The following is a 19,080-nucleotide window of genomic DNA, read 5'->3' as shown; positions in this document are numbered from 1 at the left end:
GGGGAATATGCTACTATTGAGAGAGACGAAATAAATTTTTGCATACAATTAATCACCCAGCTGGTATTGGTGGTTTTCAAAACAGAATTACATTCAGAACTGGAGGAATAATTATGGACTACTTAAATCATCCGTTTGCTTCTAAGAGACATACTGTATTTTCGAAAAAAGGGATGGTTGCGACTTCGCAGCCGCTTGCAGCACAGGCAGGACTTGAAATTATGCAAAAAGGCGGCAATGCGATCGATGCGGCAATCGCAACGGCAGCTGCATTGACAGTCGTCGAGCCGACATCCAACGGCATTGGCGGGGACGCATTCGCACTCGTATGGATTAAAGACAAACTTCATGGCTTGAACAGTTCAGGGCCGGCACCGGAAAGCATTTCTGTTGAAGCGGTAAAAGCTTTGGGGCATGAAAAGATGCCGGTTCATGGCGTCATACCGATTACTGTTCCGGGAGTTCCTGCAGCATGGGCAGAATTATCGAAGAAATTCGGAAAGCTGTCATTGGCTGAAACGCTGAAGCCGGCAATCCGTTATGCGGAAGAAGGCTATCCTCTGACGCCTATTCTCGGGAAGTATTGGAAATCAGCTTACGCCAAGTTTGAGAAAACTTTCACCACTGCAGAATATCAGGCATGGTTCGATACATTCGCGCCTGAAGGCAAGGCACCCGAAATCGGGGAAATGTGGTCTTCACCTGGACATGCAGCAACTCTGAAGGAAATTGGCGAAACCGACGCCCGCTCGTTTTACGAAGGGGCAATTGCTGAGAAAATTGATACATATATGAAGGAACATGGCGGATTCCTCACGAAAGAGGATCTTGCTGCCTATCAGCCTGAATGGGTGGAACCGATTTCTGCACATTATAAAGGCTACGATGTATGGGAGATACCGCCGAACGGACAGGGCTTGGTGGCATTGATGGCCCTGAATATCTTTAAGAAAATGAAAGAGCCGAAATGGCATTCTGCCCAAACGCTGCACGAGCAGATCGAAGCGATGAAATTGGCATTTACTGACGGCAAGGAATTCATCACCGAGCCACAGGCGATGCCTGTGAAGACTGAACATTTGCTGTCTGAAGAATATGCTGAAAAGCGCGCTGGAACTATTGGGGAAACAGCTTCCGATCCTGCTCCATATGATTTGCCGAAAGGCGGAACGGTCTATTTGGCTGCCGCGGATGAGGAAGGCAATATGATTTCGTATATCCAAAGCAATTATATGGGCTTCGGTTCCGGCATCGTTATTCCAGGAACCGGCATCGGCATGCAGAACCGCGGGGCGGATTTTTCATTGGATGAAAACCATCCGAATGTGCTGCGCGGAGGCAAAAAGACTTTCCACACGATCATTCCGGGCTTCCTTACAAAAGACGGCAAGGCAGTTGGACCTTTTGGCGTCATGGGCGGATATATGCAGCCACAGGGACATTTTCAGGTTGTGACCAATACCATCGACTACCTGCTTAATCCGCAGGCGGCATTGGATGCCCCAAGGTGGCAATGGATGGAAGGGAAAACCGTTTTGCTGGAACCGGAATTCCCGAATTATCTCGCTCAGGCGTTAACCCGAAAAGGGCATGCAATTCAAACTGCGACAGACGGCGGCAGTTTCGGACGCGGCCAGGTCATTTGGCGCAATCCTGAAACCGGCGTATTGTCCGGCGGCACTGAATCCCGAACGGACGGAACCATTGCAGCTTGGTAAAAATTATAAATAGAGGGGAAGGAGGGTCCTGTTTATGAAAGAGAATACCGATTTGTTTGCTGCTTTTTTTCGCATCGGCATGTTGGGTTTTGGCGGAGGCCCTTCAGCAATTCCGCTGTTTGAGCAAGAAGCTGTAAAAAAATACAAATGGATGACAAGTGACGAATTCGGTGACACACTGGCGATGGCCAATACGATGCCAGGACCGCTGGCGACAAAAATGGCAGGCTATATCGGGTATCGGGTGAACGGCATCGTCGGCTGTCTGGTGGCTTTGTTGGCTTCAGTGGTGCCGACCGTGGTCCTGATGATTATTTTTCTTGGAATTCTGCAGCAATACAAAGATCTCGCCTGGGTAGAAGGCATGTCGGACGCTGTCGTCCCGGTAGTCGGTGTAATGCTTGCTATACTGACGCTGGATTTCCTGAAAAAATCCGGAGATTCCCTCGGGTGGGTGAGAGCTGTAATTTATACAGGGATTTCTGTAGTATTGATGGAAATACTGGGGGTACATCCGGCAATCCTGATCATCGTGATACTGGTGCTTGTATTCCTGCCCTTTAAGAAAGAGGGGGAAGCCGAATGATTTATTGGCAAATTTTTCTGGCTTTCTTTATTCCGGGAATTCTGGGCTACGGCGGCGGACCAGCCTCTATACCTTTGGTGGAAAAAGAAGTGGTGGACCGCTATGGCTGGATGTCGACACAGGAATTCGGTGAAGTGCTGGCACTTGGCAATGCTTTGCCTGGGCCGGTTGCGACGAAGATGGCCGGCTATATCGGTTACACGGAAGGCGGCATTTTGGGGTCAGTTATAGCGCTTTTCGCTTCGGTAGCACCTTCGCTGATTTTAATGATCGGGCTGATGGTCACTCTTTTGAAATATAAGGATTCACCGAAAGTGAAGAACATCACCAAAATGATACGGCCTGTGATAGCTGTTTTACTTGGCGTCATGGCTCTTCAATTCTTCATGACTTCTTATGAGGCTTCAGGCAGCGTCCAGACAATTGTGCTGATAGTCATCAGCTATTGGCTGCTCGAAATCCGGAAAATGCATCCGGCCTATGTAATTCTGATGGCTCTTCTATATGGAGCGCTTACCGGGTTCTTTTAACATTCCAGCCATCCGCTTCAGCGGGTGGCTTTTAAATTGGCCGTTAATCTGCAGCAGGCAGATTTATTTACTTTTATTTGCAGAGGTTTTAATCTGAATAAAGTTGAACCTTAATGTTGCAATATTTGACTGGGATACAAAAAAGCCGCTGGAATTTTCCGGTAGAATGCTTTATAAGAGAGGGAGAAACAATGGGAGATTATTTGATAAAAGCCCTGGCTTTTGACGGCCAGGTTCGTGCATATGCAGCAAAAACGACTGACACAGTAGGTGAAGCCCAGCGTCGGCATTACACATGGCCTACCGCTTCAGCAGCACTGGGCCGTTCCATGACAGCGAGTGTTATGATGGGCGCCATGATGAAAGGCGAAGAAAAACTGACCATCAGGATCAATGGCGGCGGGCCAATCGGCAATATTCTCGTAGACGCTAATGCCAAAGGCGAAGTGAGGGGCTATGTTTCCAACCCGCAGACCCATTTTGATCTGAATGAAATCGGTAAACTTGATGTACGGAGAGCAGTGGGTACGGACGGCACTTTTTCCGTGTCCAAAGATATTGGAATGCTTCAGCCGTTTACGGGCCAGGTACCCATAGTATCCGGTGAAATCGGAGAAGATTTCACACATTATATCGTTACTTCCGAACAGGTCCCGTCATCGGTCGGAGTTGGCGTAATCGTTAATCCGGATAATTCGATTCTGGCCTCGGGTGGATTTATCATCCAATTGATGCCGGGTACTCCCGAAACGATCATCACTGCGATTGAAGAACGATTGTCGGCGATCCCGACAATTTCCAAAATGATCAGCGAGGGCATGACCCCCGAAGACATTCTTCATGAAGTGCTCGGAAAAGAAAATGTGCAGATTCTGGCTGATATGCCGGTGACATTTAATTGCCAATGTTCACGCGATCGATTATCGAATGTTATTGCCAGTCTGGGGACAGAGGAAATCACGGATATGATCGAAACCGATGGCCAGGCGGAAGCGGAATGCCATTTCTGCAATGAAAAATATCATTTCTCAAAAGAAAACCTGGAAGATCTTCTGGAACAGGCCAAGTAATTTTAAAGCCGCCCGTCAATAAACATGGCGGGTGGCATTTTAATGGAAACAAATATCTTGAATTCGAGATAAGTTTCATTTACCCTTAAGAAAGGAATTGGATAAAAGATTAAAAAGTACAGGAGGCTATTTCTATGAAACACATTTTTAAAGCTGGAACGAATCCTCAAAAACCGGTATTGCTTCTGCTGCACGGAACGGGTGGAACTGAGAATGATTTGATGCCGCTCGCGGCACATATCGATCCGGAAGCTTCTGTCTTGAGTGTCCGGGGAAATGTTTCCGAAAACGGCATGCCAAGATTTTTCAAACGATTGTCCGAAGGTGTTTTTGACATGGCAGATCTGAAACTGCGAACGGAAGAGTTGCATCAATTTATCGCTGACTCAGCGCAACAATACGGTTTTGACCGGTCAAACGTTGTTGCAGTAGGTTATTCGAACGGGGCGAATATTGCTGCCAATCTGCTGTTCAGCTTCGAGGGTTCATTGAAGGCAGCAATTCTCCATCACCCAATGGTGCCTGATCGCGACGCCGACTTACCGTCATTGAATGGCACACCAGTTTTTATTGCAGCCGGGACGAATGATCCAATTTGTCCAGCTCAGGAATCAGAAGATCTTAAAAAGCTGCTGGCAGATGCGGGCGCCAAAGTCGAACTTCATTGGGAGAACCAGGGGCATCAGCTGACAATGCCTGAAGTCGAAGCGGCCAAAGTTTGGTACAGCAAAATTTAGGGAAACTATCCTCCTGCAGCCTGTGGGGGGATTTTTTGTCCAGACTCCAGCGGCCCAGCTCTTCGGGTCATAAGCCAGCTCAGCTGCCGTGGCAAAAGACGCCACTCTGCTGATCCGTCTTATGCCTTTCAGAGCTGAACGGGCGCTGTCGCTTTTCTCTGTCCAGACTCCAGCGGCCCAGCTCTTCGGGTCATAAGCCAGCTCAGCTGCCGTGGCAAAAGACGCCACTCTGCTGATCCGTCTTATGCCTTTCAGAGCTGAACGGGCGCTGTCGCTTTTCGTGGCATTTCAGCCCCTTTTCAGGCACAATAAAAACACAGTGAAAAATAAAGGAGGGATCTTGTGCAAACAAATCCAAAGATTCAGCAGCAGCTCGAAAAATGGATTGAAGAAAACAGAGGACACGTTATTCTGGGCACGACAGCGCAGTATATACCTGAACTCGGGAAAGCGGATCCGAGCAAATTGGGCATCTGCATGCTCGATGAAGAAGGGCATTATTATTGCGCAGGAGATACGGATATCGAATTTACTTTGCAAAGCATTTCAAAAGCTCTTACATTTATCGCCTTAAGTTGCCATTATGGTTTGGATTTTGTATTGGAAAGAGTGGATGTGGAACCGACCGGAGAAGCATTCAACTCGATTATTCCCTTCGAAATCCACCGGCCAAACAAACCATTCAATCCTTTCATTAATGCGGGAGCGATTACAATATCCGCATTGCTGCCCGGACAGACGAGCCAGAAGAAATACGAGTACCTTTTGCATTTCCTGGAAGAACTTGTTGGGCATCCGCTTGAAATGAACCGGGAAGTTTATGACTCGGAATGGAAGGCCTCACACCGTAACCGGGCATTGGCGTATTATTTGAAAGAAGCCAAATTCCTCGAAATTGAAGTGGAAGAAGCATTGGATATATACATACGCCAATGCTCCATCAAAGTTTCGACCAAAGATCTGGCATTGATCGGATTGATCATTGCTTACGATGGCTATAATCCGATTACAAAAGTAAAACATTTCTCGGAAGAGATTGCCCAAGTGGCAAAAGTCCTCATGGTGACTTGCGGCATGTACAATTCTTCGGGTAATTTCGCAGCCCATGTAGGCATTCCAGCAAAAAGTGGCGTGTCCGGTGGCATTATGGCAGCCGTTCCGCCAAAACTCCATTCGCAGACATATGAATTCCGCGCTGGCGCAGGAATCGGCGTCTATGGCCCTGCTATAGATGTTCAGGGTAATAGTGCGGCGGGCACGATGATGCTGCGCCAAATATCAAAAGAATGGGATTTAAGTATATTTTAATGGAAACCACAGGTTCACTTTGAGCCTGTGATTTTTTATTTTGTAAAATATTTGAAATTCAATTTCAGCTGTTGTCATCTAACCTCAACCAGAGAACAACAGACATGTAAAATTCACTGGTGATGAGTTTACGGCACTCAAATCAGATGAACACTGTAAACGGGGAATAAGTTGAAGATTCAAAAATAAGCCAAAAGAACTATTGAAGTCAATTTAGGTTTCAGGATGATTCATGAGGGTAAATTTAACATAGACACATCTTATCAGCAGAAACATAAAAATTGGAGGAATATAAAATGGCCAACAATAAATTTATGGGAACGTTCGACTCGGAATCAGAAGTACTGGCAAAGATTGAAGAACTGAAAGCAACAGGCTCCAGAGAAGAAGATATGTATGTTATGGCACGTGACAAAGATCAGATTTCAATGGTCCGCGGAAGAACGGATGTAGATTACAAATCTTCAGAAGGCAATTGGATGGATAAATTCATGGGCTTCCTGTCTGGCGATGATTCCACTCGTGAAGCATTCTCAGGGATGGATATTGATAAAGATGAATCAGACCGATATTATAACGAAGTTCAAAACGGTAAGATCCTCTTGTTCGTAGACCGTGAATTTGGAGCTTCCTATGAAGGGAAAGCACCATATGACAACCAGACATACGGCAGAACAGGCACGGGCACAGAATCTGACGTCACAGATCCGACATCTCCGGGATATGTGGAATCCGGTACAGTGGCACGTGATGGACTGACTGTGGACACAAATGAAGAAAATGATGAGCATTATAATAGAAGAGATGGCGCACTCGGTGAAGGCCAGGCCATGGACCAAGGTCTAACAGGAAATGAAACTGCAGGGGTCGGACGCGACAGCGGTACAGGATTTGGTCTTGGATCACCTGACACGAAAGATCGTGACTATGATCGTGGACGCGACAAAGACGATTATACTGATTCCACATTGGGCAGAGATACTACGGACGAAGAAAAATTGCGTCTTCACGAAGAACGCCTGAATGTCGACAAAGAGCAAGTTAAGACAGGAGAAGTCAACGTTGATAAGCACGTAGTCGAAGAAGAGCGTTCGGTTGATGTTCCAGTGGAACGTGATGAAGTCTATGTAGAGCGCCGTCCGGTTGATGGAGACTCGACAGATACACGTGACAAAGGGTTCAATGAAAATGAGAATATCAATGTTCCTATCTCCGAGGAGCGCATCAATGTTTCCAAAAACGATGTAGTCAGTGAGGAAATCGTTGTCGGCAAACGGAAAGTCGAGGACACTGAAACAGTGCGTGACACGGTGCGCCGCGAAGAGGCCGATATTGATGAAGATGTTAATTTAACGGATGAAGAAAGAAGACGGAAACGTGATGAACGTGACCGCTTCTAAATAACCACGAGAAAAGACGGAGACCTTCCGTCTTTTTCTTTTGGCCACCGGATTTTATTTCTGCCTGTAAAGGGTTTGGAGGAGTATTGTATGACTGATAAAAAGAACAACAATAATAACGCGCAGGAAAAAGGATTTAATTCGGGCGCTGCATATGGTGATCCGAAAGACAATACCCGGGAGAAGCAGAAAAAACCAGCTGAAAGAAACAAACAGGACATTCCTTTCAGCATGGATTCCGATGGAAACGTGAGCACAGGAGATGCAGACACAGAAAATGTTCGCACAACCGACTCAGTCATGGATGACCTTTCAAGCATCGATGTTTCTGAACAAGGGCTGCCGGCAAACGATCAGGCGGAATCGGATGTGCCGCCAGCAGACCCCGCTATCAATGATGTGCCGGATGCTGACAGAAGTATGAGTGATTCAACAGAGCATTTGGCGCAAAACGCTGCAGACCGGACTCGCAGAAAAGACAGTAATGGACAAAAATGATGTTTTCTGAGGCGGGGTGATTCCCGCCTTTTTTCATTTTCAAAAAAAGAGTATGATAGAGAAAAGAAAGGCGTGATTTTTTTGGACGGAAAAAAGAGAAACGATATTAAACCGGGGATGGCAGTGAACGTGATTTTGAAGCAGGACCAGCGCAGTGGCAAGAAAACTTCTGGCATTGTGAAGGATCTTCTGACCAATTCAGCGACACATCCACACGGCATCAAAGTCCGACTGGAAGATGGCCAGGTCGGCCGTGTCTGTGAAATTTTGAATTCGAAATAACAGCGAGTTTGCGGTATCCCGGTTTGGAATACAAGAGTAGCCCAATAGAGTGGAGTGGAGAAGATGGAATGTCATTTCATCGAGAGCTACGAAGACGAGCGGGAGGTTCTCCGCAAAATCGAAGTGCTGAAAACAAAAGGCTTTAAGGATAACGATATGTATGTAATCGCGCGTTCCAATGAGCAATTGATTAAAATCCGGACACGAACAGACGTTGAATACCATACAGCAGAAGGAAAAGGAATGGGGCGGATCGGCACATTCTTTAAAGGCGGCCCGCTTCCTCTTAATTTCAGCGGAATGACTGACGAAACAAGAGAATCTGCTTTTTATTACCTTGAACTCCTGGAAGGCAAGATTCTGCTTTTTTGCAATAAAACGGACAAAGGTTATCAAGGTGAACCGTTCTTGCAGGAAGTCAAAAAGGAGGAGCAGTCAATAGGGTTTTTGCCTGTTGAAAAGACTTTTTCCTCAAAACTATCCAGTAAAGAAGATGAAATAAGTATCGACAGCAATCATTACGATACCTTTCCGCCATTCCATGCTTTGCCTCTCAGAAAACATTCCAGCAGAAAAAAAGAGTAAGAGAAATATGGGAACCAGATTGGATTTCTAAAATATTCAGAAATGAAAATCCGATATCGGAGAAGGGATAGCTCGTTCATGCAATCTTTCCGACTCTTCGTGCAAAGTTTTATGTGCTTTCAGCAAGGGTAAGATAAAGTAAAGCTTTTAGGAGTGATACAGGTGGAGAAGCACTTTATAGATACTTACAGAACGCAAGAGGAAGTATTGCAGCAAATTGAAAAGTTGAAGGACGAGGGCTATTCTGAAAGCGATATGTATATAATGACCCAGGAAGACGATCAGTTATCCATGATCCAGGGTGAAACGAATATTGACTCTTACGCCGAGCAGGGCAATTGGATGGACAGTTTCACTGCATTTTTGACTGGAAATAAACAAATCGAATTTGCATTTGAAAATATGCAGCTTACCCAGCAGCAAATAAATAACTATTACAAAGATCTCGAAAATGGCCGCTTGCTGCTTTATGTCAATAAAGACTATGAAGCACGCTTTGATGAAGTCGGTGGAGATTCGTTTAAACTGGGTGAAAAAGAAAAGACCGAACTGCAGAACAGAAAGGAACAATCGGAAAATTCACTCCAAGATGCTGCCGAACAGGAAGAAACGGTCGAACTGGATCCCCGCCATTATGAAGATGGCAATTCAAGCCGCGGGAACAACGCTGGTAGTTAATGTTACAGTAAAAATATAATCAAAAACGTGTAAAAGGATCCATTAAGCGGGGTCCTTTTTTTGTCTAGACTCCAGTGCCTAACTCTTCGGGTCATAAGTCACCCCAACTGCGTAGCAAAGAGCGCCACTTCGCTGGTCTGCCTTATGCCTTTCAGAGTTGGACAGGCACTTCCGCTTTTCCTTTGTGTTAGAATAACAGTACTGAAAAATTCGGAGGAATACGACATGATTGATTTTTTTGAACGGAAGAAACAGCAGTTGGGTGTGGAATTGAATAAGATCCAGCGAAAAGCAGTGGAACGCACCGAAGGCCCGTTGCTTCTTCTTGCATGTCCGGGTTCAGGAAAGACCACGACGATGATCATGCGCACAGGCTATCTGATTGAAGAGCTGAAAGTGGCTCCCCACCGGATCAAGGCGATTACCTTCAGTAAAGCCTCCGCCAATGATATGCGTGAACGTTTCAAACGCTTTTTCCCCGAACTGCCGCCAGTGGATTTTTCCACAATCCATAGCCTGGCCTTCCGTATTACGAGAGAATATTTGGCGGATTCCAACTATATGATGATCGAAGGCAGTGAAACAAATGGTTACCATAAAAAGAAATTGCTGAAAGAGATGTATCAGACAGAAAACGACGAACCTGCGACTGAAGATCAATTGGATGAATTGATGTCCTTCATCAGCTTTGTCAAAAACAAGATGCTGCCAAGAGAACGCTGGTCCGGTTTGAAAGAACCGTTTACAGGAGCGGCAGAAATTCTGAAAACGTACGAGGCATTCAAAGAAAACCACGATATCCGTTTAGTCGATTTTGACGATATGCTGACTCTGGCGAATGAAGCACTGGAAAAGGATGCTGTACTGCTTGCGAAGTATCAAACCAAATGGGATTACGTCATGACTGACGAAAGCCAGGATACTTCACTGGTTCAGCACTCAATAGTAGAAAAACTGGTGGAACAGCATCAGAATCTTTGTGTAGTAGCAGATGATGACCAGTCCATCTACACATGGCGGGCTGCTGAACCGACTTATTTATTGAAATTCAAAGACGTTTACCCGGACGCCTATATTATGAAAATGGAACGGAATTACCGCTCATCGGGAACAATCGTCAATGCTTCGAATCTGTTCATCAAAGCCAATAAAAAACGGCATGACAAAAATATGTTCACCAAACAGGACGAGGGAGCACCAATCATCCTGAAGCGCCTGTCCTCAGAGGATGCGCAATTGAAATACTTGATGAAGGAATTGACGCAGTTGGACGAGTTCGGTAACGTGGCCATCCTTTACCGCAACAATTCGTCTTCCACACTGTTGATGAGTGAGCTTGACCGTCTCGGTATCCCTTTTTATATGAAAGATGCGGATAACCGATTCTTCTCTCACTGGATTGTGGAGGACATGCTGAATTTTATGCGTTTCAGCTTAAAACCGGAACGGGTGGATATCTATTCGAAAATTGCCTCCAAGACGAATGCCTATTGGGCGGGCAGCCAATTGCGTTTTCTCAGCCGCATGAAACCGGGCACCACGCATGCATTGGATGAAATTCCGAGGAACGTTACGATGAAAGATTACCAATTGAAAATCATTGCCGAACAGAAAAAATGGTTTGAAGCCATGCGTACAATGAAACCGTTGAAGGTTATCCGCACCATCCGCGCAGATCTTGGTTATGATCAAATGTTGGCAAGCCGGGCAGAAAAATTTGGCATGCGCCTCCAATACCTTTCTCAGATTCTGGTGACGCTTGAACAGATTGCTGAGCCTCTTTCGTCGATGATGGAATTTGCAAAACGGCTGAAGGAACTGGAGACAGTGACCCAGCAGGCAAAAGCTGAAAAAACGGACGATATGTTGACTTTATCCACATTTCACAGCGCAAAAGGCCTCGAATTTGAACGCGTTTATCTGATCGACCTGGTGGAAGGCATCATTCCTACAGAAGAAGATGCTGAAAAGCCGGACACATTGGAAGAAGCGCGTCGACTCTTTTACGTGGGCATGACGAGAGCGAAAAGTCATCTGGAATTGATCAGCTATGGCAGCGGTTCGCGGTTCATTGATGAAGTGAATGATATTATCCTGCCGGAAAAGGTCCAGCGGGCACCAAAGCGGGCGATTGCGAGTACCCCGGTAAAAGTTAAAGTACCGATCAATCCGAATGCCGTGAATGATCAGGAAGTTCTGTTCGAAGGGGCCAAAGTGCGTCACCGGGTTTTCGGCGTCGGAGAAATAGTGGAACGGGACCATGAGCGGATTTCAATCCAGTTCGCAAAAGAAAGAAAAGATCTGATGATCGACATTTGCCTCAGCTATAAATTGCTGGAGTTGGTGCACGACTAAAAGGATTGCTCTGGGGTGTTAATATAAGAAGAATACAAACCAAAAAGGGCATCGGTTTTGACGATGCCCTTTTTGTTATTTCTACAAACTATCCTATTCTTTTTGCACCATACGCAATAACATGTGCGCCAACATATGACGCTCTTCTTTTTCGCCCACTTTCCATAGCTCCTGAAGAAGATGCTCTTCACGGTTTTTAGGCTCTTCATTTTTTGAAAGGTAGTCTGCAACTTTTTCAGTGATTTGAGCCAGGCGCTCATCGCTTAGGCCCATTTTTTCACCGATTTCAACTTTATCGTTTAAATATTGTTTGAATTGATTGAAATTCGCCAGTATATCCTCTTTCTTCTCATCGTCGAAATTCTTCAGTTTTTCATCAACTTTTTTGTTTACGTTTTCCATTCTTTAACACACTCCTTTGAATTTTTGTAACTAATCTCTGTTTACCACCTGGCCCGAAAGATAAACTTTTGGAAAATTTTAAATTTAAAAAAATGCCAGTTTAAAACAAAAGTGTTGGGGTATTCAGTTAACAAGCATGGAAATAGGGAGGATGATGAATGCATGACATTATATGATGAAATTCAGGAGTTAAAAAATTTCAAATGTGACGATCGCTGCGTTTTAAGTGTCTACCTGAACACGAATCCCGCAGATTTGAATGCGCAAAATGGTGCTTGGCAGATTCACCTGAAAAACGGCCTTAAAAGAATGGAAGAATATCTGGAAGCTTCGCATGATGAAAAGGAAATCGAAGCCTTTAAAAAACTAAAGAAAAAAGTGGAAAGAGAAATAAATGACAATAAGGACGACCTCCAAAAGGGTGTCGTTATTTTTGCATCTCCGCATAAAGATCTATGGTCGGTGCATTATGTACAGGTGCCAGTTAAAACAAATTTCCATTGGGAAACTGAGCCGGTACTGGATCAGTTGCGGTATATGTACAAGGCTTATCCTTATGCAGGCGTGGTTTTACCAAGCCTGAAGGGAATCCGCATCCTCGATACATCGATGGGAATCATCAACGAAGAAAAATTCTATGAATTCGATTCGGGCCTTGAAGTTTGGACTGAGCAAAAGGGTGTCCGAAGTTCCGGACGAGTCCAGGGCCGTTCTTCATCACCGGGGGCAGGCTCAGTGGGCGGCGGTGCTGCCGGTGGCAACAGCCCCGTAATTGGAGGCAGTGGCGGTGGAAGTCCGACAGACGAACTCGATCATCGACTGAAGGAGAATCTCGAACGTTTCTATAAAGACATGGGTGGCAAAATCGAGAAATTAAAAAAAGAGCGTAAATGGGAAGAAATCCATGTTGTCGGAGATCCTGAACATGCGAAGTCTTTTGCTAAATCTCTTCCGAAAAAACCGGAAAGCTGTGTTTACAAAAACCTGATCAACAGCGCTCCCGGCAATATTCTGCATGAAGTCTTTGAGAAATAACGAAAAAGCCTCAGCACCTTGCTGAGGCTTTTTTATGGAGTCTGAAACAAAGAATCGCTGATAAACCATGAAAAATCGCTGATAAACTGAAGAAAACCGCTGATAAATCATTTGAAAAAGAAGAATCTGGAATTCAACCATTAATTAGGTTGCGGACAAAATGTGCACGTGTCAAAATGCGGCAGCTCTTTATAAAGGCAGCAAGTTTTTCTCAAAGGTCCTGCCACGGCCCTTTGCAGCGAAGTCTCTCCGAGCAGCCGTGACATCTCGGATTTTCTCATAGAAACCCAATTGGCATCATCCATTAGCCACTCCAAATCTTCGGCGGTCCGCCTCGGATCACGCTGTTCCAGATTAGCGTAAAACCATAGCAACGAACCGAGAATATTCTCCCATAAAATAATAGGAGATATTTTCACATGTTCTTTGAAAGCTTCGATCAGCTCTGCAATCTGAGTGTGCAAAATATAATGGAAAGCTGAAAACCTTTCATTCGCGTCAATCTCTTTGAAATGGGCAGAGGAAATATGGGTTTCCAGTAAGTTATATCCGTAATTATGTACACGATTAAAGTTCAAGTCCTCCACAGGGCATTCGAAGTAGCCGTTTTGGTGAGTAAGCAATTGAAACTGGGCAGTTACGAATAAAGCATATTGCCGGAAAAAATAAGATACTGCTACACCATCATTCTGCGAACCGCTCCAGTTTTTCAATTCTTCAATCCTTGATCTGACATCAACAGATAAAGGGTTCGCAAGCGGACGGTCGACAGCCACAGACTGTGAAGCCAAAGCGATTTTTAATTGATTGGGAAATGACATGGGAAACCGTACTCCTTTTTGTTCCTATGCTACTGAAAGGAAGGAAGAATTGCAAAGTGCGAAATGAGGTTTGCTTTAGATTGAGCCACCCTCTGGAATTGCTGAATAATTAACCTTAGAAACATCTTTGCTGGACTATGAGTGAAAAAAGTCTTCTATGATCACACTCACAAGCATTCTATAATCAAATCACACCCATACATAAACAGAAAAAAGCTCCGCTTCTGCGGAGCTTTTCATTTTGCCAATGGACAATAAGGGCATTTATCGGTTTCCGGCAATTCTTTATACAAGCAGCACGTGACCCGTTTGTAGTCAGCTTTTGCTTCTTCAAAGCTGCGGCCTTTCAAAAACTGGAGGAAATAGGATTTCCTCATTTCAGGCTGCCAGAACTCATCAACCAGCAGGGATTCGGTATCCTTTTGAGCTTGCTCACTGGCCTGCATGCCGTACATCCAGATGATATAGCCCCATAGATTCTCCCATAGGATAATTTTGGAAACATGTCCTGCCTGGCGGAATGCTTCAACCGCCGGAAGAGCATAATTTTTCAATACAGCTTCCAGATCACCATCTTGACGGTCGCGGATAAAACGCTCATGAATCGTGAAGCTGATAGTGCCGTCAGTGTTTTCCAAATAAACTTCATCCAACGTACCATCCCACATTTTTCCATGGACCACCAAATAGAGCTGGGCAGTCACAAAAAAGCCAAAGCGTCTCATGAAGATCGACGTTGCTACGGCTTCATTTGGTGCTCCGGATGCGAGCATAATTTCTTTCATTAGATCGGGAAAGCGTGTAGTCATGGCTTCTTTCATATTCATGAACCCGTGAGCATCATTTCGGACTTTTACCTGGAAGAGCTCTAGTTCTTCCATATCAGGATCCCAGCGCTTCACGGATTTCGGGAACGATGCAGCGGCCTCTGCCGAAAGGAACGCAATGTGGTGTGCCGAAAAGCGGATCTTTCGAAACCTGGCATTCCATTCCGAAAACAGAACGGACTAAATCGCAGCTGATGATATTTTCGGGAGTCCCCTGGCCGAACACTTCGCCGTCTTTTATGGCGATGATGTTATGGGCATAGCGGGATGCAAGGTTCAGGTCATGGAGGACCATGATGATGGTGCGGCCATGCATTTCATTTAATTCGAACAATAAATCCAAAATCTCGATTTGATGGGTCATATCCAGGAATGTGGTTGGCTCGTCAAGAAGGATGACTTCTGTGTCCTGGGCAAGCGTCATCGCGATCCATGCGCGCTGGCGCTGGCCGCCGGAAAGTTCATCTACAGGCTTGTCGCGGAATTCATCGACGCGGGTAGCCTTCATCGCAGCTTCCACTTTTTCAGTGTCTTCTTCCGTCCAGCGTTTCAGCCATGACTGGTGAGGATACCGGCCTTGCTTGACCAGATCGTGAACCGTCAGTCCTTCCGGAGAAACCGGGGATTGTGGAAGAATGCCCATCTTTTTGGCAACTTCCCGTGAAGACATTTTATGAACTTCCTTGCCTTCGAGTAAAATTGAACCTTCCTGCGGTTTCAACAGACGGGCAATCGAGCGTAAAAGCGTCGATTTGCCGCAGCCGTTGCTTCCCACAAAAACGGAAATCTCACCTTTGGGTATCGAAAGGTTCAAATTTTCAAATAGAAGTTTATCATTGTATCCAATTGATAAGTCATTGGTTTTGACAGCCATAGTCATCGTTCAATTCCTCCACATCTTAGCCATAAATCTAACTGATAGGATTTCTCAATAAACATACTATATCATAAATAAATGATAAGTGAGAATGATTTTCATTATTTTTTCAACTTTTCCTTTACAAATGTGACAGAAAGTCCTAAACTAAAAACGTATTGAGAACGATTATCAAATAACTTTGGAGGTCACAACATGAAAAAATGGACAGTATTCTTATCGGCTGCGATGATGCTCTTACTTTCGGCATGTTCGGCGGGAGAAGAAGATACAACAACTGAAACTGAAAACGGGGGAGACCCGGTTACAATAGAAGGAACGAATGGGGAAGTTACATTGGACCAGCCGGCTCAAAAAGTCGTCGTGCTGGAATGGACTTATGCCGAAGATTTATTGGCAGTAGGGATCCAGCCTGCCGGTATGGCTGATATTGAGTCTTACGACGATTATGTCAATATCGAACCGCAATTGGATGAAACAGTCATTGATGTCGGCGGGCGCCAGGAGCCGAATCTGGAACAGATTGCAGAAATCGATCCGGATCTGATTATCGGCGTCGATTTCCGTCATACAGCAATGCTGGCCGATTTGGAGCGCATTGCCCCAACCGTCATTTTCAATCCGTATCCTGAAGATGAGAGCATCGATTTGTATCAGGAGATGGAAACGACATTTCTGGAAATCGCCAAAGCTGTAGACAGAACAGAAGAGGCCGATCAGGTGCTTGCTGATTTGGAAGCAGAATATGAAGAAAGCGCGGCTGCAATCGAAGCTGCCGATCTTGAAACGAATGATGTGATCCTGACTCTTGCGTATTCCGGTCCACAAGCTCCTGAAATTCGGGTTTTCACACCGAACTCGATGGCTTCCATCATTCTTGATCGTATTGGCTTGAATAATGTCCACGAACCGGACCAGTTCGAATTATACGGTTCAAGCACATTCAATGTGGAAGGCCTGGTGCAATACGAAGATGCCAATTATTTGTATACCGTTCCGGATGAAGACAATATCTACGAAAACCAGCTTGCAGGAAATGCTGTCTGGGAAAATCTGAATTTCGTCCAGGAAGGCCGCACCTATGATTTAGGGCCGGATACTTGGCTGTACGGGGGTCCTCTATCGGCTGAAACGTTGATGAACCAAATTACAGATGTAATGGTGAATAACTAATGCACGGCAAACTGAAAGCCAAGTCCTTTGTCTCTTTGACAGGGGGCTTTTTCCTGCTTTTTGCGCTATCACTGATTCATCTCACGCAAGGGCAGGCGGATTATTCCATTTCTGAATTGCTTTCCGGTGTTTGGGGAGAGGGCCGGATTCAGGATATTGTCGTCAGCTTGCGCTTGCCGCGCTTGGCCGTCGGTATTTTGGCTGGTGGCGCACTGGCGGTTTCGGGTGCGGTTCTGCAGACGTTAACAAATAATCCTTTAGCTTCGCCGGGGACACTCGGCATCAATGCCGGAGCGTTCTTTTTCGTTGTGCTCAGCACCATCTTTTTCCCGGGCTTTGTCGGCGGTTTTCCTTTTGCTACAGCTTTATTGGGTGCGGTCGTTTCATCTCTGCTTGTCGTAGTGCTTGCAGGAAAGCAGATGGACCCCGTACGCGTCGCTCTTACGGGCATGATCATCGCGCTGCTGTTCTCGTCGATGACCGGCACGATGCAATTGCTTTTTGAAAATGAAACAAGCGGACTTTTCCTTTGGGGCTCCGGTACTTTGGTCCAATTGAATTGGACGGGCGTACAATTTGCAGCTCCGGTGATTTTTGTCACTTTTGCTGCGGTGTTATTACTCGCTAAACCGATGGATATCCTGTCACTCGGCGAAGACATCGCTTCATCTCTGGGGCAGAATGTCCGATTGGTAAAACTGGCGGCATGGGGAACGGCAATCGTTTTGGCTGCGACAACGGTCAGTGTCGTCGGACCAATTGGTTTTATCGGATTGATGGCGCCGCATATCGTGCGCATGATGGGAATTCGCGGACATCTTCAAATTCTGATCCATGCATTTTTGTGGGGCAGCGTCATGCTGATCGGAGCGGATGTGCTTGGACGATTGGTGCAGCCTGGCCAGGAAGTCCCGGCCGGCGCAATGACAGCGCTGATCGGCGGCCCGTGGCTCTTGTATCTTGCATGGAAAACGGCTAAATCAATGAAGCGCGGCGAACGGCAAATGGGAGGCACCCCAAAGCCGGTCCGTTTGAAGATGATTGTCCCTATTTTAGTGGGATCCATCCTCGTTGTGAGCACTTTGGCTTTCAGTTACAACGGCCTCAGCTGGAATTTTAACTGGCTGTCTGCAGTTGTCTGGGATTTCCGTGTACCACGTGTTTTGACGGCATTCATTGTCGGCGTCATGCTGGCAATTACCGGCGTTATTCTGCAAGGGGTCTTGAGAAACCCACTGGCTGATGCCAGTGTGCTGGGTGTGACCTCGATGGGAGGCGCAGGCGCGCTGCTGCTGTTAGTTGTATTCCCGGCGATTCCCCCAGCATTTCTGCCGCTGGGTGCAACTTTCGGTGCTTCACTTGCGCTCGGCATCATTCTGCTGACCGCATGGAAAAACAATTTTCAGCCGATGCTCGTCGCTTTGATGGGAATCGCCATTTCCGCTTTCGGTTCAGCTGCTACACAAATTCTGGTCGTCAAAGCGAAATTGGCTGTGGCAAGCGCGCTCGTCTGGTTGTCCGGCAGCACGTACGCGAAAGGATGGGACGATGTCCAACTGGCATTGATCCTGTTTGCATTATTTATCTGGCCGGCCGTTTACATCACCCGCAGTCTTGACACTTTGACTTTCGGAGATGATGTTGCTGGAGGGCTCGGACTGAATATACGCTCGACACGCGTTTGGGCGCTTGTTGTCGGTGTGGCGATTTCGACTGCCGCCGTTTCCATCGTCGGCACCATCGGCTTTATTGGTCTGGTAGCTCCGCATATCGCAAGGCGTCTCGTCGGTTTCCGTCATTTGCCGCTGATGCTGTCATCCGGCCTGATCGGCGGACTGCTGCTCGTAACAGCCGATTTCATCGGCCGTATCCTGATTGCGCCGAATGATATTCCGAGTGGACTCATCGTCGCCTTAATCGGCACGCCTTATTTGCTTTATCTATTGAAGAAAATGAAATAGTAAAAAGGCCTGCCAACTTGGCAGGCCTTTTTACAGCTTATTGAGAAAGAAACATTAAAACCGATATTCCGCAAAACAGCTTCGAAGACATTAGCCGATGCTTGCGTGGCTAAGTCTTTGCGACGAAGCAGCGCAGCGATGCAGGAGCACGGTTTTTACGCCCAGTTAACTTAGTGTACCAACCGAGTGGATCTCGCCCTTCGTCGAAACGAAGTTGGAAAGCCAACTCCGTTTCTG

At 46.1% G+C, this 19,080-nt stretch carries 19 protein-coding genes; 15 read left to right on the top strand and 4 right to left on the bottom strand.

The window, feature by feature from the left end; all coding sequences use genetic code 11:
• Positions 1-113 precede the first annotated feature (113 nt).
• The 12 genes from ACFQ1X_RS00705 (at position 114) to ACFQ1X_RS00650 (ending at position 11,747) form a co-directional block, all read left to right on the top strand.
• Positions 114-1,718: a gamma-glutamyltransferase family protein gene (locus tag ACFQ1X_RS00705; RefSeq protein WP_144840609.1), complete on the top strand. Its 1,605-nt coding sequence runs from the start codon at positions 114-116 to the stop codon at positions 1,716-1,718.
• A gap of 34 nt (positions 1,719-1,752) precedes the next feature.
• Complete coding sequence (locus tag ACFQ1X_RS00700) at positions 1,753-2,304, top strand: chromate transporter (RefSeq protein WP_144840610.1); 552 nt, start codon at positions 1,753-1,755, stop codon at positions 2,302-2,304.
• The gene (locus tag ACFQ1X_RS00695) at positions 2,301-2,834 is read left to right on the top strand and encodes a chromate transporter (RefSeq protein WP_144840611.1); all 534 of its coding nucleotides are present in this window, start codon (positions 2,301-2,303) and stop codon (positions 2,832-2,834) included. The genes ACFQ1X_RS00700 and ACFQ1X_RS00695 overlap by 4 nt, the downstream gene beginning before the upstream one ends.
• 191 nt (positions 2,835-3,025) lie before the next feature.
• Positions 3,026-3,904: an Hsp33 family molecular chaperone HslO gene (hslO, locus tag ACFQ1X_RS00690; RefSeq protein WP_144840612.1), complete on the top strand. Its 879-nt coding sequence runs from the start codon at positions 3,026-3,028 to the stop codon at positions 3,902-3,904.
• Between the two features lie 134 nt (positions 3,905-4,038).
• On the top strand, positions 4,039-4,641 hold the full coding sequence (locus tag ACFQ1X_RS00685; RefSeq protein ID WP_144840613.1) for an alpha/beta hydrolase: 603 nt from the start codon (positions 4,039-4,041) through the stop codon (positions 4,639-4,641).
• A 342-nt stretch (positions 4,642-4,983) separates the two neighbouring features.
• Complete coding sequence (locus ACFQ1X_RS00680) at positions 4,984-5,949, top strand: glutaminase (protein ID WP_144840614.1); 966 nt, start codon at positions 4,984-4,986, stop codon at positions 5,947-5,949.
• 296 nt (positions 5,950-6,245) lie between these two features.
• Entirely contained in the window at positions 6,246-7,349 is a 1,104-nt protein-coding gene (locus ACFQ1X_RS00675; RefSeq protein WP_144840615.1) for a YsnF/AvaK domain-containing protein, read from the top strand.
• A gap of 90 nt (positions 7,350-7,439) precedes the next feature.
• Complete coding sequence (locus tag ACFQ1X_RS00670) at positions 7,440-7,847, top strand: hypothetical protein (protein ID WP_144840616.1); 408 nt, start codon at positions 7,440-7,442, stop codon at positions 7,845-7,847.
• Between the two features lie 81 nt (positions 7,848-7,928).
• Positions 7,929-8,129, top strand: a complete 201-nt coding sequence (locus tag ACFQ1X_RS00665) for a YwbE family protein (protein WP_144840617.1) — start codon at positions 7,929-7,931, stop codon at positions 8,127-8,129.
• A gap of 63 nt (positions 8,130-8,192) precedes the next feature.
• Positions 8,193-8,714 (top strand): general stress protein, encoded by a 522-nt coding sequence (locus tag ACFQ1X_RS00660; RefSeq protein ID WP_144840618.1) that lies wholly within the window; start codon positions 8,193-8,195, stop codon positions 8,712-8,714.
• 162 nt (positions 8,715-8,876) lie between these two features.
• On the top strand, positions 8,877-9,392 hold the full coding sequence (locus ACFQ1X_RS00655; protein ID WP_379080918.1) for a general stress protein: 516 nt from the start codon (positions 8,877-8,879) through the stop codon (positions 9,390-9,392).
• 225 nt (positions 9,393-9,617) lie between these two features.
• The gene (locus tag ACFQ1X_RS00650; RefSeq protein WP_144840620.1) at positions 9,618-11,747 is read left to right on the top strand and encodes an ATP-dependent helicase; all 2,130 of its coding nucleotides are present in this window, start codon (positions 9,618-9,620) and stop codon (positions 11,745-11,747) included.
• Positions 11,748-11,840: 93 nt separating this feature from the next.
• Here the strand turns inward: ACFQ1X_RS00650 and ACFQ1X_RS00645 are convergent, their stop codons facing one another.
• Entirely contained in the window at positions 11,841-12,149 is a 309-nt protein-coding gene (locus ACFQ1X_RS00645; protein WP_144840621.1) for a DUF3243 domain-containing protein, read from the bottom strand.
• Between the two features lie 162 nt (positions 12,150-12,311).
• Between ACFQ1X_RS00645 and ACFQ1X_RS00640 the strand changes: the two genes are divergently transcribed.
• The gene (locus tag ACFQ1X_RS00640) at positions 12,312-13,184 is read left to right on the top strand and encodes a VLRF1 family aeRF1-type release factor (protein WP_144840622.1); all 873 of its coding nucleotides are present in this window, start codon (positions 12,312-12,314) and stop codon (positions 13,182-13,184) included.
• A gap of 140 nt (positions 13,185-13,324) precedes the next feature.
• On the opposite strand, the gene ACFQ1X_RS00635 is transcribed toward ACFQ1X_RS00640, so the two are convergent.
• From ACFQ1X_RS00635 to ACFQ1X_RS00625, 3 genes are all read right to left on the bottom strand, one after another.
• Positions 13,325-14,005, bottom strand: coding sequence for an IucA/IucC family C-terminal-domain containing protein (locus ACFQ1X_RS00635; protein ID WP_144840623.1), 681 nt, complete (start codon positions 14,003-14,005; stop codon positions 13,325-13,327).
• Between the two features lie 236 nt (positions 14,006-14,241).
• Positions 14,242-14,886 (bottom strand): hypothetical protein, encoded by a 645-nt coding sequence (locus ACFQ1X_RS00630; RefSeq protein ID WP_144840624.1) that lies wholly within the window; start codon positions 14,884-14,886, stop codon positions 14,242-14,244.
• Position 14,887: 1 nt separating this feature from the next.
• Entirely contained in the window at positions 14,888-15,712 is an 825-nt protein-coding gene (locus tag ACFQ1X_RS00625) for an ABC transporter ATP-binding protein (protein ID WP_144840625.1), read from the bottom strand.
• A gap of 192 nt (positions 15,713-15,904) precedes the next feature.
• Here ACFQ1X_RS00625 and ACFQ1X_RS00620 point away from each other — a divergent pair, with 192 nt between their 5' ends.
• Both ACFQ1X_RS00620 and ACFQ1X_RS00615 read left to right on the top strand, forming a co-directional pair.
• Positions 15,905-16,882, top strand: coding sequence for an ABC transporter substrate-binding protein (locus ACFQ1X_RS00620; RefSeq protein ID WP_144840626.1), 978 nt, complete (start codon positions 15,905-15,907; stop codon positions 16,880-16,882).
• The gene (locus ACFQ1X_RS00615; RefSeq protein ID WP_144840627.1) at positions 16,882-18,843 is read left to right on the top strand and encodes an iron ABC transporter permease; all 1,962 of its coding nucleotides are present in this window, start codon (positions 16,882-16,884) and stop codon (positions 18,841-18,843) included. Before ACFQ1X_RS00620 ends, ACFQ1X_RS00615 begins: the two co-directional genes overlap by 1 nt.
• Positions 18,844-19,080 lie beyond the last annotated feature (237 nt).

This window comes from Metaplanococcus flavidus (assembly GCF_042675885.1).
Taxonomy (GTDB): domain Bacteria; phylum Bacillota; class Bacilli; order Bacillales_A; family Planococcaceae; genus Planococcus; species Planococcus flavidus.
This window is presented reverse-complemented; position numbering and strand designations above follow the sequence as displayed.